Origin of the sequence: Roseovarius sp. MS2, assembly GCF_051447875.1 — a bacterium.
Lineage (GTDB): Bacteria > Pseudomonadota > Alphaproteobacteria > Rhodobacterales > Rhodobacteraceae > Roseovarius > Roseovarius mucosus_A.
Genome location: NZ_JBKHVF010000001.1, coordinates 3,075,117 through 3,098,059, shown reverse-complemented (window position 1 = coordinate 3,098,059; position 22,943 = coordinate 3,075,117). Strand labels below are relative to the sequence as shown.

19 protein-coding genes and 1 tRNA gene are annotated in these 22,943 nt (G+C 59.7%); 8 read left to right on the top strand and 12 right to left on the bottom strand.

Features of this window, described 5'->3' with window-relative positions:
* Positions 1 to 22: 22 nt before the first annotated feature.
* Positions 23 to 1,057, bottom strand: a complete 1,035-nt coding sequence (locus tag ACLGGT_RS15215; RefSeq protein WP_437196725.1) for a hypothetical protein — start codon at positions 1,055 to 1,057, stop codon at positions 23 to 25.
* A 118-nt stretch (positions 1,058 to 1,175) separates the two neighbouring features.
* Positions 1,176 to 1,661, bottom strand: coding sequence for a YHS domain-containing (seleno)protein (locus ACLGGT_RS15210; RefSeq protein WP_081508344.1), 486 nt, complete (start codon positions 1,659 to 1,661; stop codon positions 1,176 to 1,178).
* A gap of 148 nt (positions 1,662 to 1,809) precedes the next feature.
* On the opposite strand from ACLGGT_RS15210, the gene ACLGGT_RS15205 reads away from it, so the two are divergent.
* The 8 genes from ACLGGT_RS15205 to ACLGGT_RS15170 all read left to right on the top strand — a co-directional run bounded on the left by ACLGGT_RS15205 (position 1,810) and on the right by ACLGGT_RS15170 (position 9,636).
* Complete coding sequence (locus ACLGGT_RS15205) at positions 1,810 to 2,292, top strand: thioesterase family protein (RefSeq protein WP_008282034.1); 483 nt, start codon at positions 1,810 to 1,812, stop codon at positions 2,290 to 2,292.
* A gap of 8 nt (positions 2,293 to 2,300) precedes the next feature.
* Positions 2,301 to 3,221, top strand: a complete 921-nt coding sequence (locus ACLGGT_RS15200; RefSeq protein ID WP_081508342.1) for a branched-chain amino acid ABC transporter permease — start codon at positions 2,301 to 2,303, stop codon at positions 3,219 to 3,221.
* On the top strand, positions 3,218 to 4,201 hold the full coding sequence (locus tag ACLGGT_RS15195; RefSeq protein ID WP_437196724.1) for a branched-chain amino acid ABC transporter permease: 984 nt from the start codon (positions 3,218 to 3,220) through the stop codon (positions 4,199 to 4,201). The genes ACLGGT_RS15200 and ACLGGT_RS15195 overlap by 4 nt, the downstream gene beginning before the upstream one ends.
* Positions 4,194 to 4,958 carry an ABC transporter ATP-binding protein gene (locus tag ACLGGT_RS15190; RefSeq protein ID WP_437196723.1) on the top strand — a complete coding sequence of 255 codons (765 nt, stop codon included), beginning with the start codon at positions 4,194 to 4,196 and terminating at the stop codon, positions 4,956 to 4,958. Before ACLGGT_RS15195 ends, ACLGGT_RS15190 begins: the two co-directional genes overlap by 8 nt.
* Complete coding sequence (locus ACLGGT_RS15185) at positions 4,955 to 5,644, top strand: ABC transporter ATP-binding protein (RefSeq protein ID WP_151979114.1); 690 nt, start codon at positions 4,955 to 4,957, stop codon at positions 5,642 to 5,644. The genes ACLGGT_RS15190 and ACLGGT_RS15185 overlap by 4 nt, the downstream gene beginning before the upstream one ends.
* A 146-nt stretch (positions 5,645 to 5,790) precedes the next feature.
* Positions 5,791 to 6,750 carry an ABC transporter permease gene (locus ACLGGT_RS15180; RefSeq protein ID WP_008282029.1) on the top strand — a complete coding sequence of 320 codons (960 nt, stop codon included), beginning with the start codon at positions 5,791 to 5,793 and terminating at the stop codon, positions 6,748 to 6,750.
* On the top strand, positions 6,747 to 7,598 hold the full coding sequence (locus tag ACLGGT_RS15175) for an ABC transporter permease (protein WP_437196722.1): 852 nt from the start codon (positions 6,747 to 6,749) through the stop codon (positions 7,596 to 7,598). Before ACLGGT_RS15180 ends, ACLGGT_RS15175 begins: the two co-directional genes overlap by 4 nt.
* A gap of 1 nt (position 7,599) precedes the next feature.
* Complete coding sequence (locus tag ACLGGT_RS15170) at positions 7,600 to 9,636, top strand: dipeptide ABC transporter ATP-binding protein (protein WP_151979113.1); 2,037 nt, start codon at positions 7,600 to 7,602, stop codon at positions 9,634 to 9,636.
* 96 nt (positions 9,637 to 9,732) lie between these two features.
* Here ACLGGT_RS15170 and rpoC read toward each other — a convergent pair whose 3' ends face one another.
* The 10 genes from rpoC to ACLGGT_RS15120 all read right to left on the bottom strand — a co-directional run bounded on the left by rpoC (position 9,733) and on the right by ACLGGT_RS15120 (position 22,876).
* The gene (gene rpoC / locus ACLGGT_RS15165; RefSeq protein WP_008282026.1) at positions 9,733 to 13,980 is read right to left on the bottom strand and encodes a DNA-directed RNA polymerase subunit beta'; all 4,248 of its coding nucleotides are present in this window, start codon (positions 13,978 to 13,980) and stop codon (positions 9,733 to 9,735) included.
* A gap of 111 nt (positions 13,981 to 14,091) precedes the next feature.
* Positions 14,092 to 18,228, bottom strand: coding sequence for a DNA-directed RNA polymerase subunit beta (gene rpoB / locus ACLGGT_RS15160; RefSeq protein WP_081508336.1), 4,137 nt, complete (start codon positions 18,226 to 18,228; stop codon positions 14,092 to 14,094).
* Positions 18,229 to 18,470: 242 nt separating this feature from the next.
* Positions 18,471 to 18,851, bottom strand: a complete 381-nt coding sequence (gene rplL, locus ACLGGT_RS15155) for a 50S ribosomal protein L7/L12 (protein WP_008282024.1) — start codon at positions 18,849 to 18,851, stop codon at positions 18,471 to 18,473.
* A gap of 74 nt (positions 18,852 to 18,925) precedes the next feature.
* On the bottom strand, positions 18,926 to 19,444 hold the full coding sequence (gene rplJ, locus ACLGGT_RS15150) for a 50S ribosomal protein L10 (RefSeq protein ID WP_037298274.1): 519 nt from the start codon (positions 19,442 to 19,444) through the stop codon (positions 18,926 to 18,928).
* Between the two features lie 254 nt (positions 19,445 to 19,698).
* The gene (gene rplA, locus ACLGGT_RS15145) at positions 19,699 to 20,397 is read right to left on the bottom strand and encodes a 50S ribosomal protein L1 (protein WP_008282022.1); all 699 of its coding nucleotides are present in this window, start codon (positions 20,395 to 20,397) and stop codon (positions 19,699 to 19,701) included.
* 1 nt (position 20,398) lies between these two features.
* Positions 20,399 to 20,824 (bottom strand): 50S ribosomal protein L11, encoded by a 426-nt coding sequence (gene rplK, locus ACLGGT_RS15140; protein ID WP_008282021.1) that lies wholly within the window; start codon positions 20,822 to 20,824, stop codon positions 20,399 to 20,401.
* A 141-nt stretch (positions 20,825 to 20,965) separates the two neighbouring features.
* Positions 20,966 to 21,499, bottom strand: coding sequence for a transcription termination/antitermination protein NusG (gene nusG / locus ACLGGT_RS15135; protein ID WP_008282019.1), 534 nt, complete (start codon positions 21,497 to 21,499; stop codon positions 20,966 to 20,968).
* Between the two features lie 191 nt (positions 21,500 to 21,690).
* A complete protein-coding gene (gene secE / locus ACLGGT_RS15130) occupies positions 21,691 to 21,888 on the bottom strand; it encodes a preprotein translocase subunit SecE (protein ID WP_008282018.1) in 198 nt (65 codons plus the stop codon).
* Between the two features lie 96 nt (positions 21,889 to 21,984).
* On the bottom strand, positions 21,985 to 22,449 hold the full coding sequence (locus ACLGGT_RS15125) for a hypothetical protein (RefSeq protein WP_437196721.1): 465 nt from the start codon (positions 22,447 to 22,449) through the stop codon (positions 21,985 to 21,987).
* A 351-nt stretch (positions 22,450 to 22,800) separates the two neighbouring features.
* A tRNA-Trp gene (locus tag ACLGGT_RS15120) sits at positions 22,801 to 22,876 on the bottom strand.
* Between the last annotated feature and the right edge of the window lie 67 nt (positions 22,877 to 22,943).

Below are 22,943 nucleotides of genomic sequence, written 5' to 3'. Positions count from 1 at the left end.
TTCTTTTCCCTAAAAAGACGCTTTACGCACCAAGTGCCTGAATGCTCTTTGGTGCGTAAAGCGTCGTTTCAGCGCCGGTCTTTGGGGTGTAGAGCAAAACCAGTGTCGGAACATTAAGGTGATCATAGACCGCCGCTGCGAGGTGGGCCTGTGGCTTGTCTGTTGTGTGAAAAATACTGCAGAAGGATGCATTTGCGATGTGAAAAATATCAGCTTGTCCTCCTGCGAAATCAATCCGCGCTCTCTCCCGATCCTTCAGGTGCTTCGATTCCCTCCAATAACCAAGTAAAAACAAAAGCTGGGCGAGCCGATAAAATTGCTCCCAAGTTGGAGTGCCAAGGTGCGCATCAGCGCGCTTTGACGATACGCGAGGCGGTCCCCCAAGAAATACCTCAACCATCTTAGAGGTGCCTGCTTGGTCTCTAGCTACTTCAATAATCCGTTCAAAAGCCCCAGTTCCAGTAAAGTTGTTGATGCGGGCAGGATCCAACTGTTGAAGCCGAATATCATCCTGTCGGTTTAATTGTTCCAGAAGATCGTGCTGTGCCTTTCGCGCCTGCTCCTTCATCGCTTCCGCCTCGCTCGTGACCATCGCCGCTAGTTCGGGAGGAAGCTCTGAAACATCAAAATCGAGCAGTCCCTCAATGTCTGCGAGCGCCATCTTGGAGACGTCCTCAAAGGATGTTGAACCAATTCCGCCAATGAACTTTTGAATCAAGTCACCAAGTCCAAAGCCGCCGACCAATGAGAATTTCTGCATATCCTCGTAGATTTGGCATCGCTCTTCTCGATTGATTACGGTTATCCTATGGCCTGTTGGCACGCCACCTTCGGTATCGGAAAGGGTTTCAAAGTATCTGGCACCAACCGCATCAAGTTGAAGGTCCAGTTCGGCTTTTTTCCTTTCGTCGCGCACCCCAAGAAGTTCTTCTATGCTTTGGATCGAATAACAAGGAATGCAAGAACCCGATCTGCCAAATGCACGTCGCAGCGACGGCATCTGCCCACTAAGAAGATAGTTCCAAGACGAGGTATCAAGATAGACGGTAAGTTTCACGATCTTAGTTGCTGACTTGCTTTAGTTGCTAGCCGCATATTGGACGATGCGCGCGTCTCGCGAAAGGGCTGACTTCCGTCACACACGGACAAAACCCAAGGCTCCTGTAAGCCCCCCCTTACCCCTCCCCCTTCAACACCTCCGGCCACCGTGCATCCCCACGGGCGATGAACCCCGGCACATCCGCTTGCCATTTCGCGGCAATGTCATCGTTGTAATTGAGGTAAAGCTTGCCCTCCACAATCGCCCAATTCTCTGGCTGGGTGGAAAAGAGCTGGCCCTTCTCCGCCACCGCCCACGCGCAGAACCCGCCATATTGCGGCGCGTAGCGGGCGGGGTCGGCGGCAAAGGCATCGCGGTTCTCGGCACTGGCGAAATGCCATGTCGCCCCGTTCCAGTCGAAACTATGCGCAGGCAATCCCGCCACCGGGCGGCCTTCGGTGAAATACCCCACCGGATCGGTGCCGCCCAGCGCCACGCCCTCTGTGGCAAATACCGGCACCGCGGCCAGTTCCTCCAACCCGGCCCGTCCCCAGACAAAATAGCCCAGCGCACCGGCCCCAACCAGAACCGCCCCCGCCAAAATCCTGCGCCGTGTGATCATCCTACCCATCCCGTGCTAAGCCATCCTGCGCCATAGCTAAGCACGCCGCCCTGAAATCCAAATCACGAAATCGCCAGCGCCCCCTTGCCATTGCCATTCCCGCCGCAAATCCCCTAAAAGACTGGCAAACCAACCGCCCGGAGGCCCGATGCCAGACGCCCTGCCCTTCCTCTCCGCGTTCCACCCGGTCGAAGAGGGCTGGATCGACTATAACGGCCATATGAACATGGGCTATTACACCGTGCTCTTTGACCGCTGCGCCGATGAGGCGTTCGAAGAGATGGGCTTTGGCCCCGACTACCGCGCCACCCGCAACCTCACCACCTTCAGCGCTGAATTCCACATCCGCTACCTGCGCGAGGTGAAATTGGGCGATCAGCTGCGCAGCAGCTTTTATCTGCTCGACCACGACGGCAAACGCTTTCACTTCTTTCAGCAACTCTATCACAGCGACGGCTGGATCGCCGCCACCGGCGAGGGGCTGACCCTGCATGTAGACCTGAACGGCCCACGCGTCGTGCCCATGCCCGAGGATGTCGCCGCCCGCGTGGCCGCCATGGCAAAGGCGCATGCCGCCCTGCCCCGCCCCGATGGCATCGGCCGTCGTATCGGCCTCAAACCCAAAGGCTGACACAGGCAATGTCCGCCGTCCTGCTCATCGAACAGGCCCTCAACGGGCTGCAATTCGGGGTTATGTTGTTCCTCATGGCCGCCGGGCTTACGCTCATTTTCGGCGTGATGGGGCTGATCAATCTCGCCCATGGCTCGCTCTATATGATCGGGGCCTTTGCCGCCGCTTGGGTGGCGGGGCTGACCGGCTCGTTCCTCTTGGCCCTCGCCGCCAGCCTCGCCGCCGCCGCGGTGGCGGGCGTGCTCATTGAGTTGCTCGTCATCCGCCGCCTCTACGACCGCGACCACCTCGATCAGGTCTTGGCCACCTTTGCGCTGATCCTCATCCTGTCCGAGGGCACCCGCTGGGTCTTTGGCTCTTTTCCGCTCTATCTCGATACGCCCGACTGGCTGTCGGGCACGCTGCGCCTGCCGTTTGGCATCGACTATTCACGCTACCGCCTTGCGATGATCGGCGCAGGGCTGGTGATCGCCGCCGCGCTCTTTGCCATGATCTCAAAAACCCGCCTCGGCATCCGCATCCGCGCAGGCGAAAATGACCGCGAGATGATCGCGGCCTTGGGCGTCAATATCTCGGCGCTCTATACACTGGTCTTTGCCCTCGGTGCAGCTCTTGCGGGCCTTGCTGGCGCACTCATCGGCGCCATTCAATCGGTGCAGGTGGGTATGGGCGAGCCGGTGCTGATCCTTGCTTTCGTGGTCATCGTGATCGGCGGCATCGGCTCGATCAAGGGGGCCTTTATCGGCGCGCTGCTGGTCGGGCTCACCGATACCTTGGGCCGCGCCCTCTTGCCTTCAGCTTTCGCCACCTTCCTGGAGCCAGCAGCGGCCAATTCGGTCGGCGCGTCGCTGGCCTCTATGGCGATCTACATCCTCATGGCGGGCGTGCTGATCTTTCGGCCCCGTGGCCTCTTCGGGGCCGCGACATGAGCCGTGAAACCCTGCTCAACGCCGCCCTCATGGCCATACTTCTGCTTTTCCCCCTCTACGCTTGGGCCACGGACGAGCCGTTTCTCATCACCCTCACCACCCGCGCCGTGATCCTCGCCATCGCCGGTGTCGGCCTTAACATCGCGCTTGGCTTTGGTGGGCTGGTGAGCTTTGGTCACGCGCTCTTTTTCGGGCTGGGCGGCTATGCCATGGGCATTCTGGCCTATCACGCCCAGACCTACACCAGCGTCACCGACTGGCCCCAGACGATTCCCGGCACCAAATCCATGCCGGTGATCTGGATCATTGCCACACTCACCTCGGCCCTCGCCGCCCTCGCCGTAGGCGCGCTTTCGTTGCGCACCACGGGCGTCTATTTCATCATGATCACCCTCGCTTTTTCGCAGATGTTCTACTATTTCGCGATCTCCTGGCCCGCCTATGGCGGTGAAGACGGTCTCTCGATCTATGTCCGCAACGGCTTTCCGGGCCTCAACACCATGGACCCGATCCAGTTCTTTGCGCTCTGCTATGGCCTGCTGGCGTTGATCCTTTTCTTCACCGCCCGCCTTGCCCGCTCTCCTTTCGGCCTCATGCTGGGGGCCGCGCGGCAGAACGAGGCGCGCGTTGCCGCCGTGGGCCAACGCCCCTATCGCCTTTATCTCATCGCCTTCACGCTCTCAGGCGCGATCACCGGGCTTGCAGGCGCTCTTTTTGCCGATCTCAATCGCTTCGTCAGCCCGGTGATGTTCTCGTGGCAAACCTCGGGCGAGATCATGGTGTTTGTGATCTTAGGCGGGGTGGGCCGCGTCTTTGGCCCGGTCGCAGGGGCGGCACTCTTTATCCTGCTCGAACACAGCTTGGGCGGGCTCAGCGACTATTGGCACATCTACTTGGGCGCGATCCTGCTTGGCACCGTGCTTTTCGCACGCGGCGGGCTTTTCGGGCTACTTGCGGGACGGGGGCAGCCGCATGACTGATCCCATTCTCGCTATATCAGGCCTCAGCAAAAGCTTTGGCGCGCTCACCGCCAGCCGCGATATTTCCCTTGATCTCAGGCCGGGCGAAATACACGCCCTGATCGGCCCCAATGGCGCGGGAAAATCCACCTTGATTGCCCAAATCGCAGGCGCGCTGCGCCCCGACGCAGGCCGCATTCTCTTTGCCGGGCAGGATGTGACAGCCCTCGATACAGCAGCGCGCGCGCGGCTTGGCATGGCCCGCACGTTTCAGATTTCGGCCCTGCCGATGGAATATACCGTGCTGCAAAACGCCATTCTGGGCGCGCTTGGCCAACGTGGCGATGTCGTGCGCTTCCTGCGCCCCGTGTTGCGCGATGCCGATCTGCGCACCCGCGCCGAAGCGGCCCTGGATACCGTGGGCTTGTCAGACGCCCGCAACACCCGCTGCGCCGAGCTGTCGCACGGCCAACGCCGGCAGTTGGAGGTGGCCATTGCCCTTACGCTCCGCCCCCGCGCGTTTCTCATGGATGAACCCATGGCCGGTCTTGGTGCCGATGGCACCCGCGCCCTGACCACGCTTCTGGACGGCCTGCGCGCCGAGGCCCCAATCCTGCTGGTCGAGCATGATATGGACGCGGTCTTTGCTCTCGCAGACCGGATCAGCGTGCTGGTCTATGGCCAGATCATCGCCACCGGCACCGTCGACAAGATCCGGCGCGACCCCGAGGTGCGCAGCGCCTATTTGGGTGACGACATGGACGAGGCTACGGCATGACACTCCTCTCCCTCAGCCAGATCACCGCCTCTTACGGAGCAAGTCAGGCGCTCTTTGATGTCAACCTCTCTGTCAGCGAAGGCGAGGTGGTGGCCCTTATGGGCCGCAACGGCATGGGCAAATCCACCACCGTCAAAGTGATCTGCCGCCTCCTGCGCCAGAGTGGCGGCACCGCCACCTTTGCCGGGCGAGACCTCAGCGGCATGCCCGCGCACCGCGCCGCCCGCGCGGGCATCGGCCTTGTCCCCGAGGGGCGGCGCTGCTTCGCCAGCCTTACGGTGCGCGAGAACCTGATCGCCGCCGCTCGCCCCGGCCCTTGGGACATGGCCGCCGTCACCCGGCTCTTTCCGCGTTTAGCTGAACGGCAGGATCAGATCGCCGCGTCCCTCTCGGGCGGCGAACAACAGATGCTGGCAATTGGACGCGCGCTGATGACCAACCCCCGTCTTCTGATCCTCGACGAGGCGACCGAAGGATTGGCCCCCGTTGTGCGTCAGGAAATCTGGGCAGCGCTCGCCCGCCTCAAATCCGAAACCGGCATGGCGCTTTTGGTGATCGACAAATCCATCCGCGAACTGGCCCGCGTCGCCGATAGCGCCGTGATCCTTGAAAAAGGGCGCTCCGTCTGGACCGGAACCTTTCGCGCGCTCACCCCAGAGATCACCGATACCTATCTTGGTGTCTAGAATATCGCCGGACCTTACAAAACTCGCCCCGATTTGTAAGCTCTGTAAGGTTTGCGCTCAAGAATTTCTCGACGGCTGCGTCACGACTGGTCTAGTCTGCCAGCAGGCGGGGGTTGGGGACCTTTGCCGCATTGGGGACAGAACAGATGTTTTCTCTGATTTTTAAGCGGTTGGCGCTTGGGCTGGTTACCATTTGGCTGGTCTCTGTGCTCATTTTCCTTGGGGTCGAGGCCCTGCCCGGGGATGCCTGCACCGCCGTTCTAGAACGCGATGCCCATGGTGAGGCCTTGGAAAAATGTCGTGAAGTCATGGGCTTAAACGCGCCTGCGCTCAGCCGTTATCTCTCGTGGGCGGCCTCTGCGGTACAGGGCGAATTTGGGGTTTCCGCCAATGGACAAGAACGCATTAGCGACCTGGTAGGCTACCGCCTTCGCAATTCCCTGATGCTCGCCGCTGGAGCGCTAAGTGTTGGAATTCCCTTGTCAATTTTTCTTGGTGCTGTGGCTGGACTGCGGCGCGACACATGGCTCGACATCCTCTTTTCAACTGGTGCGATCCTCGCGATGACGATCCCCGAATTCGTCGCCGCCACGATTTTGATCCTAGTCTTCGCGATCTGGCTTGGCTGGGTTCCGGCTATCGTCCTCACGCCGGCCGATGCCCAACCTCTTGAATTCTTTCCGGAATTCATCCTCGCAGCGGTGGTTTTGACCATGCTCATGGTGGCCCATATCATGCGCATGGTGCGCTCTTCGGTGATCGACGTGATGGCCAGCGACTATGTGCAAATGGCCACACTCAAGGGCGTTCCCTACTGGCAAATCGTTTTTCGCCATGCGCTACCCAACGCCCTCTTGCCCGCGATCAACATCATCGCGCTCACTGTGGCATGGCTTTTGGGCGGGGTTGTTGTGGTCGAAGTTGTCTTTAATTATCCGGGGCTTGGTCGATTGCTGATTGATGCGATTTCGGGTCGTGACCTGCCTGTGGTGCAGGCCATCACCCTTATTGTCGCCGCGACCTATGTGGCGATCAACCTTATCGCCGACATCCTCAGCCTCGCGCTCAACCCGCGCCTGCGCAGCCACCATATGAGGCAAGGGTGATCCGGTTTTTGGAAATCCTGCGCGCCATGACGCACCGCCCATCCGGTGCCATCGGGCTTGGCATTGTTGTCTTTCATCTCTGTCTGGCAATCATCAGCCCTTGGATTGTTCCCTTTGATTACAAAGAGATGAACGCACTCCAAACGCTCGCCGGTCCCTCATCCGAACATTGGTTCGGCACCGATCATCTGGGCCGCGACGTATTCAGCCGAGTGCTCTTGGGCGGGCGCGAAGCACTGCTGATCACCGGCATCGCCATCCCCATCGCCCTTCTCTGGGGCGGTCTCTTGGGCGTCTACCTCGGCCTGCGCGGTGGATGGGAGGACGAAATAACCCTGCGCCTCGTCGATGCCTTTCTCGCCCTGCCCGGCATCCTGCCTCTCTTGGTGCTCATCACCGTCTTTGGCAGCGGCGGCGAGGTCTTGTTGCCGACATTGGCGTTTTTCTTTGGGATTCCAGTGATCCGCGTCGCCCGCGCCGCAGCCCATGAGGTGGTCGCCCGCGATTTCATCGCCGCCGCGCGCGCACGCGGACATCGCCCGATTGACATCGTGCGCCGCGAACTCTTGCCCAATGTGACCGATGTCCTGTTGGTTGAAGGCGCAATGCGCTGGTCTTGGATGCTCTTGGGCTTTTCAGCGCTGTCGTTTCTGGGCTTTGGCGTGGCCCCGCCCCGTCCGGATTGGGGGCTGATGGTCTCGGATGCCCGTGTTTATATGTCATTGGCACCATGGGGGGTGATCGCCCCGGTTGTGGCCCTGTCCAGCCTGATCATCGGGATCAATCTTACGGCGGATGCGCTTGCCAAGACGCTTGGCCTTGATCAAAGCCGGGCAGCAGTGGTGTGACATGAGCCAGCCCCCCCTCCTCGACATCCGGCGGCTTTGCATTGGCTTTCGTGGGCGTTCAGGTCAGGTCTTGCCTGTGCTCCACGAGGTCGACCTGACTGTGTGTCGCGGGGAAACCCTTGGGATCGTTGGCGAAAGCGGCTCTGGCAAGAGTACGCTGGCACTGGCCGCGATGGGCTATCTCAAGCACGGTCTGCAAAAGCTCTCGGGCGAGGTGATCTATGACGGGGCGGACATGTTCGCGCGTTCGGATCGGGAGCTCGCGAAAATCCGCGGGGGGCAATTGGGCCTCATTCCGCAAAACTCGGGGCAATCGCTGACCCCGACATTGCGCATCGGTCGGCAAATTTTCGAGGCTCTGCGCCTGCATTGCAACCTGCCTAGGGCGGAACATCCCAAACGGGCCCGCGATCTTTTGGCCCAAGTACGCCTGCCCGATCCTGACGCCATCCTGCGGCGCTATCCGCATGAGCTTTCTGGCGGGCAACAACAGCGTGTAGCGATCGCCATGGCCCTCGCTGGCGAGCCAGACGCGCTTTTGCTGGACGAGCCAACCACCGGCCTTGATGTCACCACACAGGCGCATATCCTTGACCTGTTGCGCGATCTGGCGCGCACGCGCAACATGGCAATGGTCTATGTCAGCCATGATCTGGGCGTCATCGCGCGGGTCTGCGACCGGGTGCAAGTGCTCTATGCCGGTGAAGCTGTGCTGACAGGACCAACCCGAGACCTGCTGCGCCGTCCCGCACATCCCTATGCACGCAGCCTTCTCGCCTCTATCCCCCGCCTCGGAGACCGCACCCTGCCGCGCGCGTTGGAGGGACGGCCGCCGGGGCCTGCAACGGCCCGCGTGGGCTGTGCTTTTGCCCCGCGCTGTGCCTTGGCAACCGAAACCTGTCAGACAGTGCGCCCCCCCTTGGTAGAAGGTGAAGCGGGGCAAATGACCCGGTGCCATTACCCCGATCAGGTTGCGGCGATGCCCCCGGCGCAGGCAGGGCAGGCGCTGACATGTTGCACGGGGGACAGTCCCCTTGCCCTATCGCTCGACAGCGTCGCAATCCGCTATGGCCGTCCCGGTGTTTTCGCGCGGCTCACAGGGCAGCCATTACCGCCCGCGACCGTGGATGGGATCACGCTGAACCTTCGGCGCGGCGAGACTTTGGGATTGGTGGGTGAATCCGGCAGCGGCAAATCCACCATACTCAAATCCATCGCCGGTCTCTTGCCGCCTGCCAAGGGTCAGATCAGTCTTGGGGATGGCACGGCACTGCCCTCGATGGTCGAACACCGCCGCCCCGATCATTTGCGGCGCCTTCAGATGATTTTCCAGAACCCCGACGACAGCCTCAATCCGCGCCAGACGGTGCAGGACATTCTGGCACAGCCCCTCAGGCTTTATTTCGGGCTCAAGGATCGCGCCCTGCGCGACCGCGCCGCCGAATTGCTCGAAACGGTACGGCTTGGGGCACATTACCTTGACCGCCGACCGGGGCAGCTGTCGGGGGGCGAAAAACAGCGTGTGGCCGTAGCACGCGCCTTTGCCGCCGAACCAGACGTCGTGCTCTGCGACGAGATCACCTCGGCGCTCGATGTCTCGGTGCAGGCGGCCGTTCTGGAATTGCTAAACGATCTCAAAGGCCTGCATGGCACGGCTTTTGTCTTTGTCAGCCATGACCTGACCGTGGTACGGGCCCTGTCTGACCGGGTTGCAGTGCTCTATCAGGGGCGGTTATGTGAAATTGGCCCGGTTGCAGCGGTCTATACCGCGCCTTCACACCCCTATACCGAGGCGTTGCTGGGTGCAGTGCTGGAACCGGACCCGGATCTTGCACCCCGGCTTCTGGCACAGGATACGGTGGAACTGTCGCCCCCCGCGCGCGGGTGTCCGTTCCAACGCCGCTGCCCGGTCAAGCGCGGTGAGATTTGCGAAACCGAAACGCCGCCCGCGCGCGACGCTGGCAATGAGCATCTCATCCACTGCCATATTCCGGTTGCCGAATTACGTGATTTTCAATCCCTGACCCAGAAATCTTGAACGGATTTCGACAGGTTTTCTTTTTCAAAGCACGGCTCTCCCCAACGAAAAAGCCCGGTCAAAGGACCGGGCTTTTCCAAATTTCATCCGCAAATCTTACTGATCGCGGCTCTCCGGGGTTTCGACGAAATTGTCAAACTCGTCGCCACCAACCACATCATTGTCGATCACAGGTGCGGCCAGAGCCGCAGCCGCAGCCGCCTCTTCCTGACGCGCCTCGATCACGATGCTGTCGCGCGCTGTCGCAATGCGGCGCATCTCTTGGGTCGCACCACCCGTGCCCGCCGGGATCAGGCGGCCCACGATGACGTTTTCCTTGAGACCGACCAGCTTGTCACGTTTGCCCTGAACAGAGGCTTCGGTGAGAACGCGGGTAGTTTCCTGGAAGGATGCCGCCGAGATGAACGACCGGGTTTGCAGCGATGCCTTGGTGATACCGAGAAGGATCGGTTCACCCATAGCCGGACGTCCGCCCTTGGCCTCAGCCTTGGCATTGGCCTCGTCAAACTCGACCTTGTCCACATGCTCGCCCTTGAGAAGCGTCGTGTCGCCCGAGTCCTGGATTTCCCATTTCTGGAGCATCTGACGCACGATGACCTCGATGTGCTTGTCGTTGATCTTCACGCCCTGCAGACGGTAAACCTCCTGCACCTCGTCGATCATGTAATTGGCAAGCGCTTCGACGCCCATGATGGCAAGAATATCATGCGGCGCGGGATTGCCGTCCATGATGTAATCGCCCTTCTGGACATAGTCACCTTCCTGCACCGGGATGTGCTTGCCCTTGGGCACCATGTATTCCACGGGCTCAAGGCTTTCGTCGGTGGGTTCGATCGTAACGCGACGCTTGTTCTTGTAGTCGCGGCCATAGCGAACATACCCGTCGATTTCCGCGATGATGGCGTGATCCTTGGGGCGACGTGCCTCAAAGAGTTCAGCCACACGCGGCAGACCACCGGTGATGTCTTTGGTCTTGCCACCTTCACGCGGAATACGCGCAATCACATCACCCGCTTGCACCTGCTGGCCTTCTTCGACCGACAGAATGGCATCCACGGACATCGGATAGGTCACAGGGTTGCCTGCGTCATTGCGCATGGGCTCACCATCTTCGCCCACGATGAACACTTCGGGTTTCAGCTCGTTGCCGCGTGGTGCTGCCCGCCAATCGGTCACGATCTTTTGGGTCATGCCAGTGGCTTCGTCGGTCACGTCCCGCACAGAAACACCCGAGGTCAGGTCCACGAATTTCGCGGTGCCCGATTTCTCGGCGAGGATCGGCAGGGTGTAGGGGTCCCACTCGAACAGTTTCTGACCGCGCGTAACCTTGGCCCCTTCTTTGACAAAGAGCTTGGTGCCGTAGCCGACCTTGTGGCTGGCAAGTTCAACACCCTTATCGCCAATGATCCGGAGTTTCATGTTCCGGCCCATAACGAGGGTCTCGCCATTGGCGTTTTCCAGCGTCTGGGGTTGATCATAGGTGATCGTGCCCTCTTGGCTTGCCTCAAGGAAGGACTGTTGCCCCCCCTGCGCCACGCCGCCGATGTGGAAGGTCCGCATCGTGAGCTGTGTGCCGGGCTCGCCAATCGACTGCGCGGCGATGATGCCAACAGCCTCGCCGATGTTGACCATGGTGCCGCGCGCAAGGTCACGACCATAGCACATAGCACAGACGCCATCCTCGGCCTCACAGGTCAGCGGCGAACGCAGGCGCACAGTCTGGACAGCCGCTTCTTCCAGCGAATCCGCCATACGCTCGTCAATCAACTGGCCACGCGCGATCAAGACCGCATCGCTGATCGGATCAAAGATATCCTCAGCCGCAACCCGGCCAAGGCAACGCTCTGCCAAGGAGGCCACGACTTCGCCGTCGTTTACCGCCGCTTCAACCGTCACCGCGCGCTCGGTGCCGCAATCATGCTCACGCACGATACAGTCCTGCGCGACGTCCACAAGACGCCGGGTCAGATAGCCCGAGTTTGCCGTTTTCAGAGCCGTATCCGACAGACCCTTACGGGCACCGTGGGTTGAGTTGAAGTATTCAAGAACGGTCAGACCTTCCTTGAAGTTCGAGATGATCGGCGTCTCGATGATGTCGCCGTTCGGCTTGGCCATCAGACCGCGCATACCGCCCAACTGCTTCATCTGAGTGACCGAGCCCCGCGCGCCCGAGTGCGCCATCATATAGACGCTGTTCGGTTCGCGGACAGCACCGTTCTCGTCCCGCAGTTCCGCCGAAATGGTGGACATCATGGCCTCGGTGACCTGATCGTTACACTTCGACCAGGCATCGACGACCTTGTTGTACTTCTCACCTTGGGTGATCAGGCCGTCCATATACTGCTGTTCAAAGCCTTTGACCTGACTGCGGGTCTCTTCGACGATGCTCCACTTGTTGTCAGGAACGACCATGTCATCCTTGCCGAAGGAAATCCCCGCCTTGAACGCCTCGCGGAAGCCGAGAGTCATGATCTGATCGCAGAAAATGACGCTCTCTTTTTGGCCGCAATAGCGATAGACGGTGTCGATGACCTGCTGCACTTCTTTCTTGCGCAACAGACGGTTGACAAGGCTAAAGGGGGCCTTGGCATTCTGTGGCAGAAGTGCCCCAAGACGGGCCCGGCCCGGCGTGGTGACAACCCGAACCATGACCTCGTTGCCGTGCTCGTCGATCTGCGGCACGCGTACCGTCACCTTGGAGTGCAGATGCACCTCGCCTGCGTCAAGCGCATGCTGCACCTCACCCAAGGACGAGAAGACCATGCCTTCACCTTTCATCCCGTCGCGCTGCAGCGTGACGTAATAGAGGCCAAGGATCATATCCTGCGACGGAACGATGATCGGCGCGCCGTTGGCGGGCGAAAGCACGTTGTTCGTGGACATCATGAGCACCCGCGCCTCAAGCTGCGCCTCAAGGCTCAGCGGCACGTGCACGGCCATCTGGTCGCCGTCAAAGTCGGCGTTGAAGGCCGAACAGACCAGCGGATGAAGCTGGATTGCCTTGCCTTCGATCAGCACCGGCTCAAACGCCTGAATGCCCAAACGGTGCAGGGTCGGTGCGCGGTTGAGCATGACAGGATGCTCGCGAATGACCTCATCCAGAATGTCCCAAACCTCGGGACGCTCTTTTTCGACCAGTTTCTTGGCCTGCTTGACAGTGCTGGACAGGCCCTTTGCCTCAAGCCGCGAGTAGATGAACGGCTTGAACAGCTCGAGTGCCATCTTCTTGGGTAGGCCGCACTGATGCAGTTTCAGTTCCGGACCGGTTACGATCACCGAACGACCCGAGAAGTCGACCCGCTTACCCAGAAGGTTCTGACGGAAGCGGCCCTGCTTGCCCTTGAGCATGTCCGAGAGCGATTTCAGCGGGCGCTTGTTGGCCCCGGTGATGACGCGGCCGCGGCGGCCGTTGTCAAACAGCGCATCGACCGATTCCTGAAGCATCCGCTTTTCGTTGCGCACGATGATATCGGGCGCGCGCAGCTCGATCAGCCGCTTGAGGCGGTTGTTCCGGTTGATCACCCGGCGATAGAGATCGTTGAGGTCCGACGTGGCAAAACGGCCCCCGTCCAGCGGCACCAGCGGGCGCAGTTCTGGCGGAATGACCGGGATCACCGTCATCACCATCCATTCCGGACGGTTGCCGGATTCGATGAAGGACTCAACCACCTTAAGGCGCTTGATGATTTTCTTGGGCTTCAATTCGCCTGTGGCTTCCTTGAGGTCAGCGCGCAGTTGCTCGGCCTCGGCCTCGAGGTCGATATTCTGGAGCATCTCGCGGATCGCCTCGGCGCCGATATTGGCGGTAAAGGCGTCCATGCCATATGCGTCCTGCGCATCCATGAACTCTTCTTCGGTCAGCATCTGGCCATAGGTCAGATCGGTCAGACCGGGCTCGATCACCACGTAGTTTTCGAAATAGAGCACCCGCTCCAGATCACGCAGCGTCATGTCCAGCATAAGACCGATGCGCGACGGCAGCGATTTCAGGAACCAGATATGGGCGCAGGGGGCGGCCAGCTCGATATGGCCCATACGCTCGCGACGTACCTTTTGCAGCGTGACTTCAACGCCGCATTTCTCGCAGACAACGCCGCGATATTTCATGCGCTTGTATTTGCCGCAAAGGCATTCGTAATCCTTGATCGGGCCAAAGATCCGCGCGCAGAAAAGACCGTCACGCTCGGGCTTGAACGTGCGGTAGTTGATGGTCTCGGGCTTTTTGATCTCGCCGTAAGACCAGCTCAGGATACGCTCCGGGCTGGCAAGGCTGACCTTGATTTCGTCGAACACCTTGGCAGGGGCCACCGGGTTGAACGGGTTGTTTGTCAGTTCCTGGTTCATTTTCAAATCCTTGAATTCGGGCGAGAGGAGGATGTGTGGCGCAGCAAACGGTGCGTTTTACCCACCCTACGTCGTGCCGTAGGGTGGGTGACAACGCACCATGCGATCCGCTTACTCATCCTCCTCCGCATCCAGGAGTTCCATGTTGAGGCCAAGGCCCCGGACCTCTTTGACGAGAACGTTGAACGATTCCGGGATACCGGCCTCGAAATTGTCCTCGCCTTTGACGATGCTCTCATAGACCTTGGTCCGGCCAGCCACGTCATCCGACTTGACCGTCAGCATCTCTTGCAGGGTATAGGCGGCGCCATAGGCCTCAAGTGCCCAGACCTCCATTTCCCCGAACCGCTGGCCGCCGAACTGGGCTTTACCGCCCAGAGGCTGCTGCGTGACAAGGCTGTAGGGCCCGGTCGAGCGTGCGTGGATCTTGTCATCGACAAGGTGATGCAGTTTGAGCAGATACTTGATGCCCACGGTCACAGGGCGCGAGAACTGCTCGCCCGTGCGCCCGTCGAACAGCACCGACTGACCGCTCGTGTCAAAGCCTGCACGCCGCAGGGCGTCGTTGACATCCGCCTCTTTCGCCCCGTCAAAGACCGGAGTGGCAATCGGCACACCGCTGGTCACGGTGCCTGCAGACTCGATCAGCGTTGTCTCATCCATGCCCTCGATCCCTTCGGCATAGACATCATCGCCATAAGCAATGCGCATAGCCTCGCGCACAGGGGTTAGATCGCCGGAGCGGCGATAGTCCTGCAACGCCTCGTCGATCTTGAGACCGAGCGAGCGCGCGGCCCAGCCCATGTGGGTTTCCAGAATCTGACCCACGTTCATCCGGCTCGGCACGCCGAGCGGATTGAGACAGATATCAACCGGTGTCCCATCCGCAAGGAACGGCATGTCCTCGATCGGGATCACCTTGGAGACCACACCCTTGTTGCCGTGACGACCGGCCATCTTGTCACCCGGCTGCAGCTTGCGCTTCACCGCGATAAAGACTTTGACCATCTTCATGACACCCGGCGGCAGATCATCGCCGCGACGGACTTTTTCAACCTTGTCTTCGAACCGTGCATCCAGCGTGCGCTTTTGCGCCTCATACTGATCATGCAGCGCCTCGACGATTTTGGCGTCGGCCTCGTCCTTGAGGGCAAGCTGCCACCACTGGCCCTTGGTCAGCGTCGAGAGCAACTCTTCGGTGATGTCCGAATTCGCCTTGACGCCCTTGGGGCCTTTCACGGCAACTTTGCCCATGATCAGAGTGCGCAGACGGGCATAGATGTTGCGATCCAGGATCGCCAGCTCGTCGTCGCGGTCGCGCGCCAGACGCTCGACCTCTTCGCGCTCGATCTGAAGCGCGCGCTCGTCCTTTTCCACACCGTGACGGTTGAACACCCGCACTTCGACGACTGTGCCGTAATCACCCGGCTTGACGCGCAAGGAGGTATCGCGCACGTCGCTGGCCTTTTCGCCAAAGATGGCGCGGAGGAGTTTTTCCTCCGGCGTCATCGGGCTTTCGCCCTTGGGGGTGATCTTGCCCACAAGGATATCGCCCGGCTCAACGTCAGCACCGATATAGACGATGCCCGCTTCGTCGAGGTTGCGCAGAGCTTCCTCGCCGACGTTCGGGATATCGCGCGTGATCTCTTCCGGCCCGAGTTTCGTATCGCGGGCGGCGACCTCGAATTCCTCGATATGGATCGAGGTAAAGACGTCGTCGCGCACGATCCGCTCGGAAATCAGGATCGAGTCTTCGTAGTTATAGCCGTTCCACGGCATGAAGGCCGTGATCACGTTCTTGCCAAGCGCCAGTTCGCCCATATCGGTGCAAGGACCATCAGCGATGACCTCGCCCTTCTGGACAGTATCGCCCACCTTGACCAGCGGCTGCTGGTTGATGCAGCTGTTCTGGTTCGAGCGCTGGAACTTGCGCATGCGGTAGATGTCCACGCCCGGATCGCCGATTTCAAGATCAGCGGTGGCACGGATCACGATCCGCTGTGCATCGACCTGGTCGATTACCCCGGCCCGTTTCGCCATGATGGCAGCGCCGGAATCGCGGGCAACGACGCCCTCGATACCGGTGCCGACCAGCGGCGCCTCGGCACGCAGTGTCGGAACCGCCTGACGTTGCATGTTAGAGCCCATCAGCGCGCGGTTGGCGTCGTCATTCTCAAGGAAGGGAATGAGCGAAGCCGCAACCGAGACAAGCTGCTTGGGGCTCACGTCGATCAGGTCCACACTCTCGCGCGGAGCGAGCATGTATTCGCCCGACTGACGGGTCGAGACCAGATCGTTAACGAACCGCCCGCCCTCGTCGAGATTGGCGTTGGCCTGCGCCACGGTGTGGCGCATCTCTTCTGTGGCGGACATGTACTGCACTTCGTCCGTCACCTGACCGTCGATCACCTTGCGATACGGCGTTTCGATAAAGCCATATTTATTGACCCGCGCAAAGGTGGCGAGGCTGTTGATCAGACCGATGTTCGGCCCTTCCGGCGTCTCAATCGGGCACATCCGGCCATAGTGGGTCGGGTGCACGTCGCGCACCTCAAAGCCCGCGCGTTCGCGTGTCAAACCACCCGGCCCGAGCGCCGAAAGACGGCGCTTGTGGGTGACTTCCGAAAGCGGGTTGGTCTGGTCCATGAACTGCGACAGCTGCGAAGAGCCGAAGAATTCACGTACCGCCGCCGCTGCCGGCTTGGCGTTGATCAGATCCTGAGGCATCACCGTGTCAATCTCGACCGATGACATACGCTCTTTGATCGCACGTTCCATCCGCAGAAGGCCAACGCGATACTGGTTCTCCATCAATTCGCCGACCGACCGGACCCGGCGGTTGCCGAGGTGGTCGATATCGTCAATATCGCCCTTGCCGTCACGCAGTTCCACCAACGCCTTGACGCAGGCGACGATATCATCGCGATCCAATGTGCGCTGAGTATCCGGCTTATCGAGATTCAGACGCATGTTCATCTTGACCCGGCCAACGGCAGACAGGTCATAGCGTTCCGCATCAAAGAACAACGTATCAAAGAGCGCCGCCGAGGCCTCTTCGGTGGGCGGCTCGCCGGGGCGCATGACGCGGTAGATGTCCATGAGCGCGCTCTCGCGGTTCATGTTCTTGTCCGCTGCCATGGTGTTGCGGATGTAAGCGCCGACGTTAATGCCGTCGATATCGAGAACCGGAATGTCCGTGATCCCGGCGTCAAGCAGGTCTTGCAACGTGCCACCCGAAATCTCGCCATCCTTGCCATACTCAAGCGTCAGCTCATCGCCCGCTTCGACATAAATTGCGCCGGTCTCTTCGTCGATGATGTCGCGCGCCACGAACTTGCCAACGATATGCTCAAACGGCACCAAAAGCTCGGTGACATTGCCCTCGTCGATCAGCTGCTTGACCGCGCGCGGCGTGATCTTTTTGCTCGCTTCAAAGATCACTTCGCCGGTATTGGCATCAATCAGGTCATAGGTCGGGCGGGTGCCGCGCACGCGCTCGGGGAAGAACTTGGTGACCCAGCCCTTTTTCTTTTTCAGCTTGTAATCAACGGTGTCGTAATAGGCATTCATGATGCCTTCTTGATCGAGACCAAGCGAATACAGCAGCGTCGTCACCGGCAATTTGCGGCGACGGTCGATACGGGCGAACACGATGTCCTTGGCGTCAAACTCAAAGTCCAACCACGACCCGCGATAGGGAATGATCCGGCAGGTAAAGAGCAGCTTGCCCGAAGAATGGGTCTTGCCCTTGTCATGGTCAAAGAACACGCCGGGGCTGCGGTGCATCTGGGATACGATCACGCGCTCGGTGCCGTTGACCACAAAGGTGCCATTGGGCGTCATCAGGGGCATATCGCCCATGAACACGTCTTGTTCCTTGATATCCTTGACCGATTTGGCGCCGGTATCTTCGTCGATATCGAACACGATGAGACGCAGCTTGACCTTGAGGGGTGCTGCATAGGTCATGTCGCGCTGCATGCACTCATCGACGTCATACTTGGGCTTTTCCAGCTCATAGCTGACGAATTCCAGCACGCTGGTTTCGTTGAAATCCTTGATCGGAAAGACCGACTGGAAGACGCCCTTGATGCCCTCGCCGTCCTGCGGTTGGGGCTGGTCGCCGGATTTCAGGAACAGGTCATACGAGGATTTCTGAACCTCGATCAGATTCGGCATCTCCAGCACTTCGCGGATTTTGCCGTAATATCTGCGCAAGCGTTTCTGGCCAAGGAAGCTTTGAGCCATGGTCGATGTCACCTTTCATTTCTCACCGGTCGCGCGTGCTGTTGGGGCTCAGCACCGCGTCCATCCGAGACGGCTGGGTTTGATCCATTCATGGCCATCGTCCCAATGACAGCCTCCCGATCATATAAACCTCGCCTTAGAAAAGCCCCGTCTTGTGCAGGGCCTCTCTGAGACAGGTTTGGCCGGAACCGGGAAACCCCGGTTCCAGCCTTAAAATCCTGTGCGGGTTGCCCCGACACGGATTACTTGATTTCGACCTCTGCGCCAGCTGCTTCCAGCTTGGCTTTGATGTCGTCGGCCTCGTCTTTCGAGACTTGCTCTTTGACAGCTTTGCCGCCTGCGTCGACCAGGTCTTTGGCTTCTTTCAGGCCCAGACCGGTGATTGCGCGCACTTCCTTGATCACGTTGATCTTGGAGGCACCAGCCGACTTCAGGATGACGTCGAACTCGGTCTGCTCTTCAGCATCCGACCCGCCAGCATCGCCCGCCGGGCCAGCCATCATGATCGCGCCGCCAGCAGCGGGCTCGATACCATATTCATCCTTGAGGATGGTTTTCAGTTCTTGTGCTTCGAGAAGCGTCAGACCAACGATCTCTTCTGCCAGTTTCTTCAGATCAGCCATTTTTGACTCTTTCCGTTTTCTAGATGTGTTCCAACGTCGGGAAGACAACCCCTACGCGGTGATTACAGTTTGCCTTACGCGGCCTCAGCCTTTTCGATGATCGTCGAAAGGATGCCCGCGATATTCGAAGCAGGCGCGCCAATCGCACCGGCGATGTTCGAAGCAGGTGCGCCGATACAGCCCACGATCGAAGCAATAAGCTCTTCACGCGAGGGCATTTTCGACACGGCTTCGACGCCGGCCCGGTTCAGAGCCGTGCCACCCATGGCCCCACCAAGGATTTCGAACTTTTTGTTCGCCTTGGCAAAGTCCTCGCACACCTTGGCGGCTGCCACGGGGTCCTCGGAGAAGGTAAGCACGGTCATGCCCGTGAGGTAGTTCGCAATGCTTGCGCACGGCTTGCCCTCAAGGGCGATCTTGGCGAGCTTGTTCTTGGCTACACGAACTGATGCCTCTGCCGCACGGGCGCGGGCACGCAGATCCTGCATTTCGGCAACTGTAAGACCCGCGTAGTGGGCGACCACTACAACGCCAGAGCTTTCAAAGATCTGGCCGAGTTCCTCGACCACTTTCTCTTTCTGGGCTCTATCCACAGTTTCACTCCAAATTTGGGGGTCTCCCCCCGGCTCAGTTTTTGCCGCTCCCGAAGGGTCGGCGTTCGGGTCCAAAACACGGGTCCCGAGGCCAAGATCACCCGAGGACGCAAGCCCCGGCTGGAAATCTCATCTCGTTCCCCATCTCAGGAAGGATTTATTCAGGCGGATGCCTGAACCCTCCGTCTCGGACAGGACAAGGCCAAACTCGGCCCTGCCGTTTATCCCCGGATCAGTGATCCGGGAACAAATTCTTACTCGACAACAGCGCTGTTGACGTCGACCGTCACGCCTGCGCCCATGGTGGACGAGAGCGAGATTTTCTTGACGTAAGTGCCCTTGGCACCGGTCGGCTTGGCACGCTGCACAGCAGACACAAAAGCGCGCACGTTCTCGGCCAGTTTGGCCGCATCGAACGACGCCTTGCCGATACCGGCATGCACAACACCGGCTTTTTCGGCCTTGAACTGTACCTGACCGCCCTTGGCATCCTTGACCGCCTGCGCGACATCCATCGTCACCGTGCCAATCTTGGGGTTCGGCATCAGGTTGCGCGGGCCCAGAACCTTGCCCAGACGACCCACGATGGGCATCATGTCGGGGGTGGCGATGCAGCGATCAAAATCGATCTTGCCGCTCTGGATGGTCTCCATCAGATCCTCTGCGCCGACGATATCGGCACCGGCAGCCTGAGCCTCGTCAGCCTTGGTGCCGCGTGCAAAGACTGCAACGCGCACGGTCTTGCCGGTGCCATTGGGCAGGCCGACAACGCCGCGCACCATTTGATCGGCGTGACGAGGATCAACCCCGAGGTTCATCGAGATTTCGACGGTTTCGTCAAATTTAGCGGTCGCATTACCTTTGATCAGGGCAATCGCGTCTTCGACGCTCATGTTATCCTTGCCGTCAAAGGCTTCACGCAGGGCGCGGGTCCGTTTTCCAAGCTTTGCCATCTTACTTCACCTCGATGCCCATGGACCGCGCGCTGCCCAGAATGATCTGCATAGCGGCGTCGATGTCGTTCGCGTTCAGGTCTTTCCACTTGGCTTCCGCGATTTCGCGCACCTGCGCGATGGTCACGGTGCCAGCAGACGCACGACCCGGTGTCTTGGACCCGGATTGAAGCTTGGCCGCTTTCTTGAGGAAATAGGACGCAGGCGGCGTCTTGATCGCCAACTCAAAGGACTTGTCCTGATAGTAGGAAATCACAACAGGGCACGGTGCGCCCGGCTCGAGATCCGCAGTCTTGGCGTTGAACGCCTTGCAGAATTCCATGATATTGATGCCGCGCTGACCCAATGCAGGGCCTACGGGCGGGCTGGGGTTGGCTTGCCCGGCTTTCACCTGCAGCTTGAGCGTCCCGATAAGTTTCTTGGCCATATGGCCTCTCCTTTTGGTCCAACACCATCGGGGCGCGCCCCTCTGGCTCTCGTGTTGTGTGGTGCGGCTTGGTGGCCGCGGCCACCTTACCTCCCACGGCTCTGATCCGGGCCACCGCTAGGTGGCACCGGACAACCCAAATCACATCTGTTTCGTGACCTGAGTGAATTCCAGTTCAACCGGCGTTTCCCGGCCAAAGATCGACACCGAGACCTTGAGGCGCTGGTTGTCTTCGTCCACTTCCTCGACCATGCCGTCGAAATCCTCGAACGGGCCGTCGTTAACCTTAACCTTCTCGCCGATCTCGAAGTGGATCAGGGTGCGCGGGCTTTCTTCACCCTCTTGCACTCGGTTCAGGATGGCGTTCACCTCGGCGTCCCGCATCGGCATCGGGCGGCCCTGCGGCCCCAGAAACCCGGTAACACGGTTAATCGAGCTGATCAGGTGATAGCCACGATCCGACATCTCCATATGCACCAGCACGTAACCGGGCATGAAGCGACGCTCGGCGGTCACTTTTTTTCCACGACGGATCTCGATCACCTCTTCGGTGGGAACCAGAACTTCGTCGATTTCATCCTCAAGGCCGTTCTCGGTGACGGACTGTCTGATTTGCTCGGCGATCTTCTTCTCGAAATTCGAGAGAACACTGACCGAGTACCACCGCTTTGCCATCGTCGCCCTATGCCTTTGTTCTTACCGATACAGTGATCGGATTTCCGTATTCTTTCAGACCCTTGAGCCTGCACCACCTAAAACAAAAATCGGCGCGCAACACGAATCGCCGCGCGCCATGTTTCAGAGTGTGGGGTCAACTACCCCTGATTGCCTGCGAATTCAAGAGCCTGAACAAGATTTTCGCCGTCTCAGCCGAACAGGCTCAGCACCCCTTGCAAACCACTACGGATGCCCAAGTCGACCAAGGCAAAGAAGATCGCCGTAATCGTGGCCATGATAAACACCATGACCGTGGTCAGCATCACCTCACGGCGGTTAGGCCAAACGACCTTGGCCACTTCCGAGCGGACCTGCTGAATGAATTGAACCGGGTTCGTGCGTGCCATCTGCGCTGTCTTCTCTGAATTTGATGCTCAGCGCGACATACGCGGGCTGGCCCGCGAATTCAAGGGCAGAAGGCAGCGGCCCCCTGCCCTGCTGTCTCAGCGTGTCTTGGGCGCGATCCGCTCGAACGGATCCGGACGATCGGCAAAAACATCAGGCTCTGGTTCGCGGCGCAGACGCAGTTCGGGCAAAGCGCGACGCTGTTCCAGCAAACGCGCCATCCGCCGCTTCACCCGCGACCGAAGATGCGTCATGCGTTCGGGGCCAAAGAGAGCATATCCGAGAAAGACCATCCAGAACCCAATGAACAAGGCGATCAACACCGGCATGGGCTGCCACAGGACCAAAGCGAAAGCGGCCAGCCATCCAGCATGGTGCGCCTTCAGTTTTAAGGCACGAGGGCGCAAGTTCATAAGGCGCGAAAGAACGGCGGCGCGCCGTTTGGGCGTCTGCGCCCGAACCGGCTCCAGATGTTCAACAGGCACATGCGGCGCGAGGTCTGGAAGAACGTGCCGGCGTGTCTTGCGCCGCTCTTCTGTCAGAATTTCGCGAATTGTGGACATCGCATTTTCCACTGCCTGTTCGGTCGAGACAGCATCAGCGGGCGAACGACCCGGCAATTCGGAATTGTGATGTGAAAAATACGTTTTTTGGTTCGGAACCCGCGGCAAATGCGTTTCCATGGCAGCTATCCCCTATTTCTTCCACGCCCCCACGCGGATCGGTCTCAGTCCCCCCGGACGTCGAAACCGATTAATGGTCGTGATGGGGCGCAATTGCGGCAAAAACATGGCAAACCGCCGGCGAAAATGCGGCATGTCCAAATAAAACCGTATTTGAGGCTGATTTTAAGCGCTTTTGACGCGCCCTGATTCACCTCAGGTCACGACAAACGGTCAACGCGTGTTGAAAATTGGCAGGGGCAGCAGGGTTCGAACCCGCGACCTACGGTTTTGGAGACCGTCGCTCTACCAGCTGAGCTATACCCCTAAGGCCGAGCGCCGGATTACGCCAGCTTGGACCGGGAATCAAGCGCCCTGAGGCGGATTTCGTCATG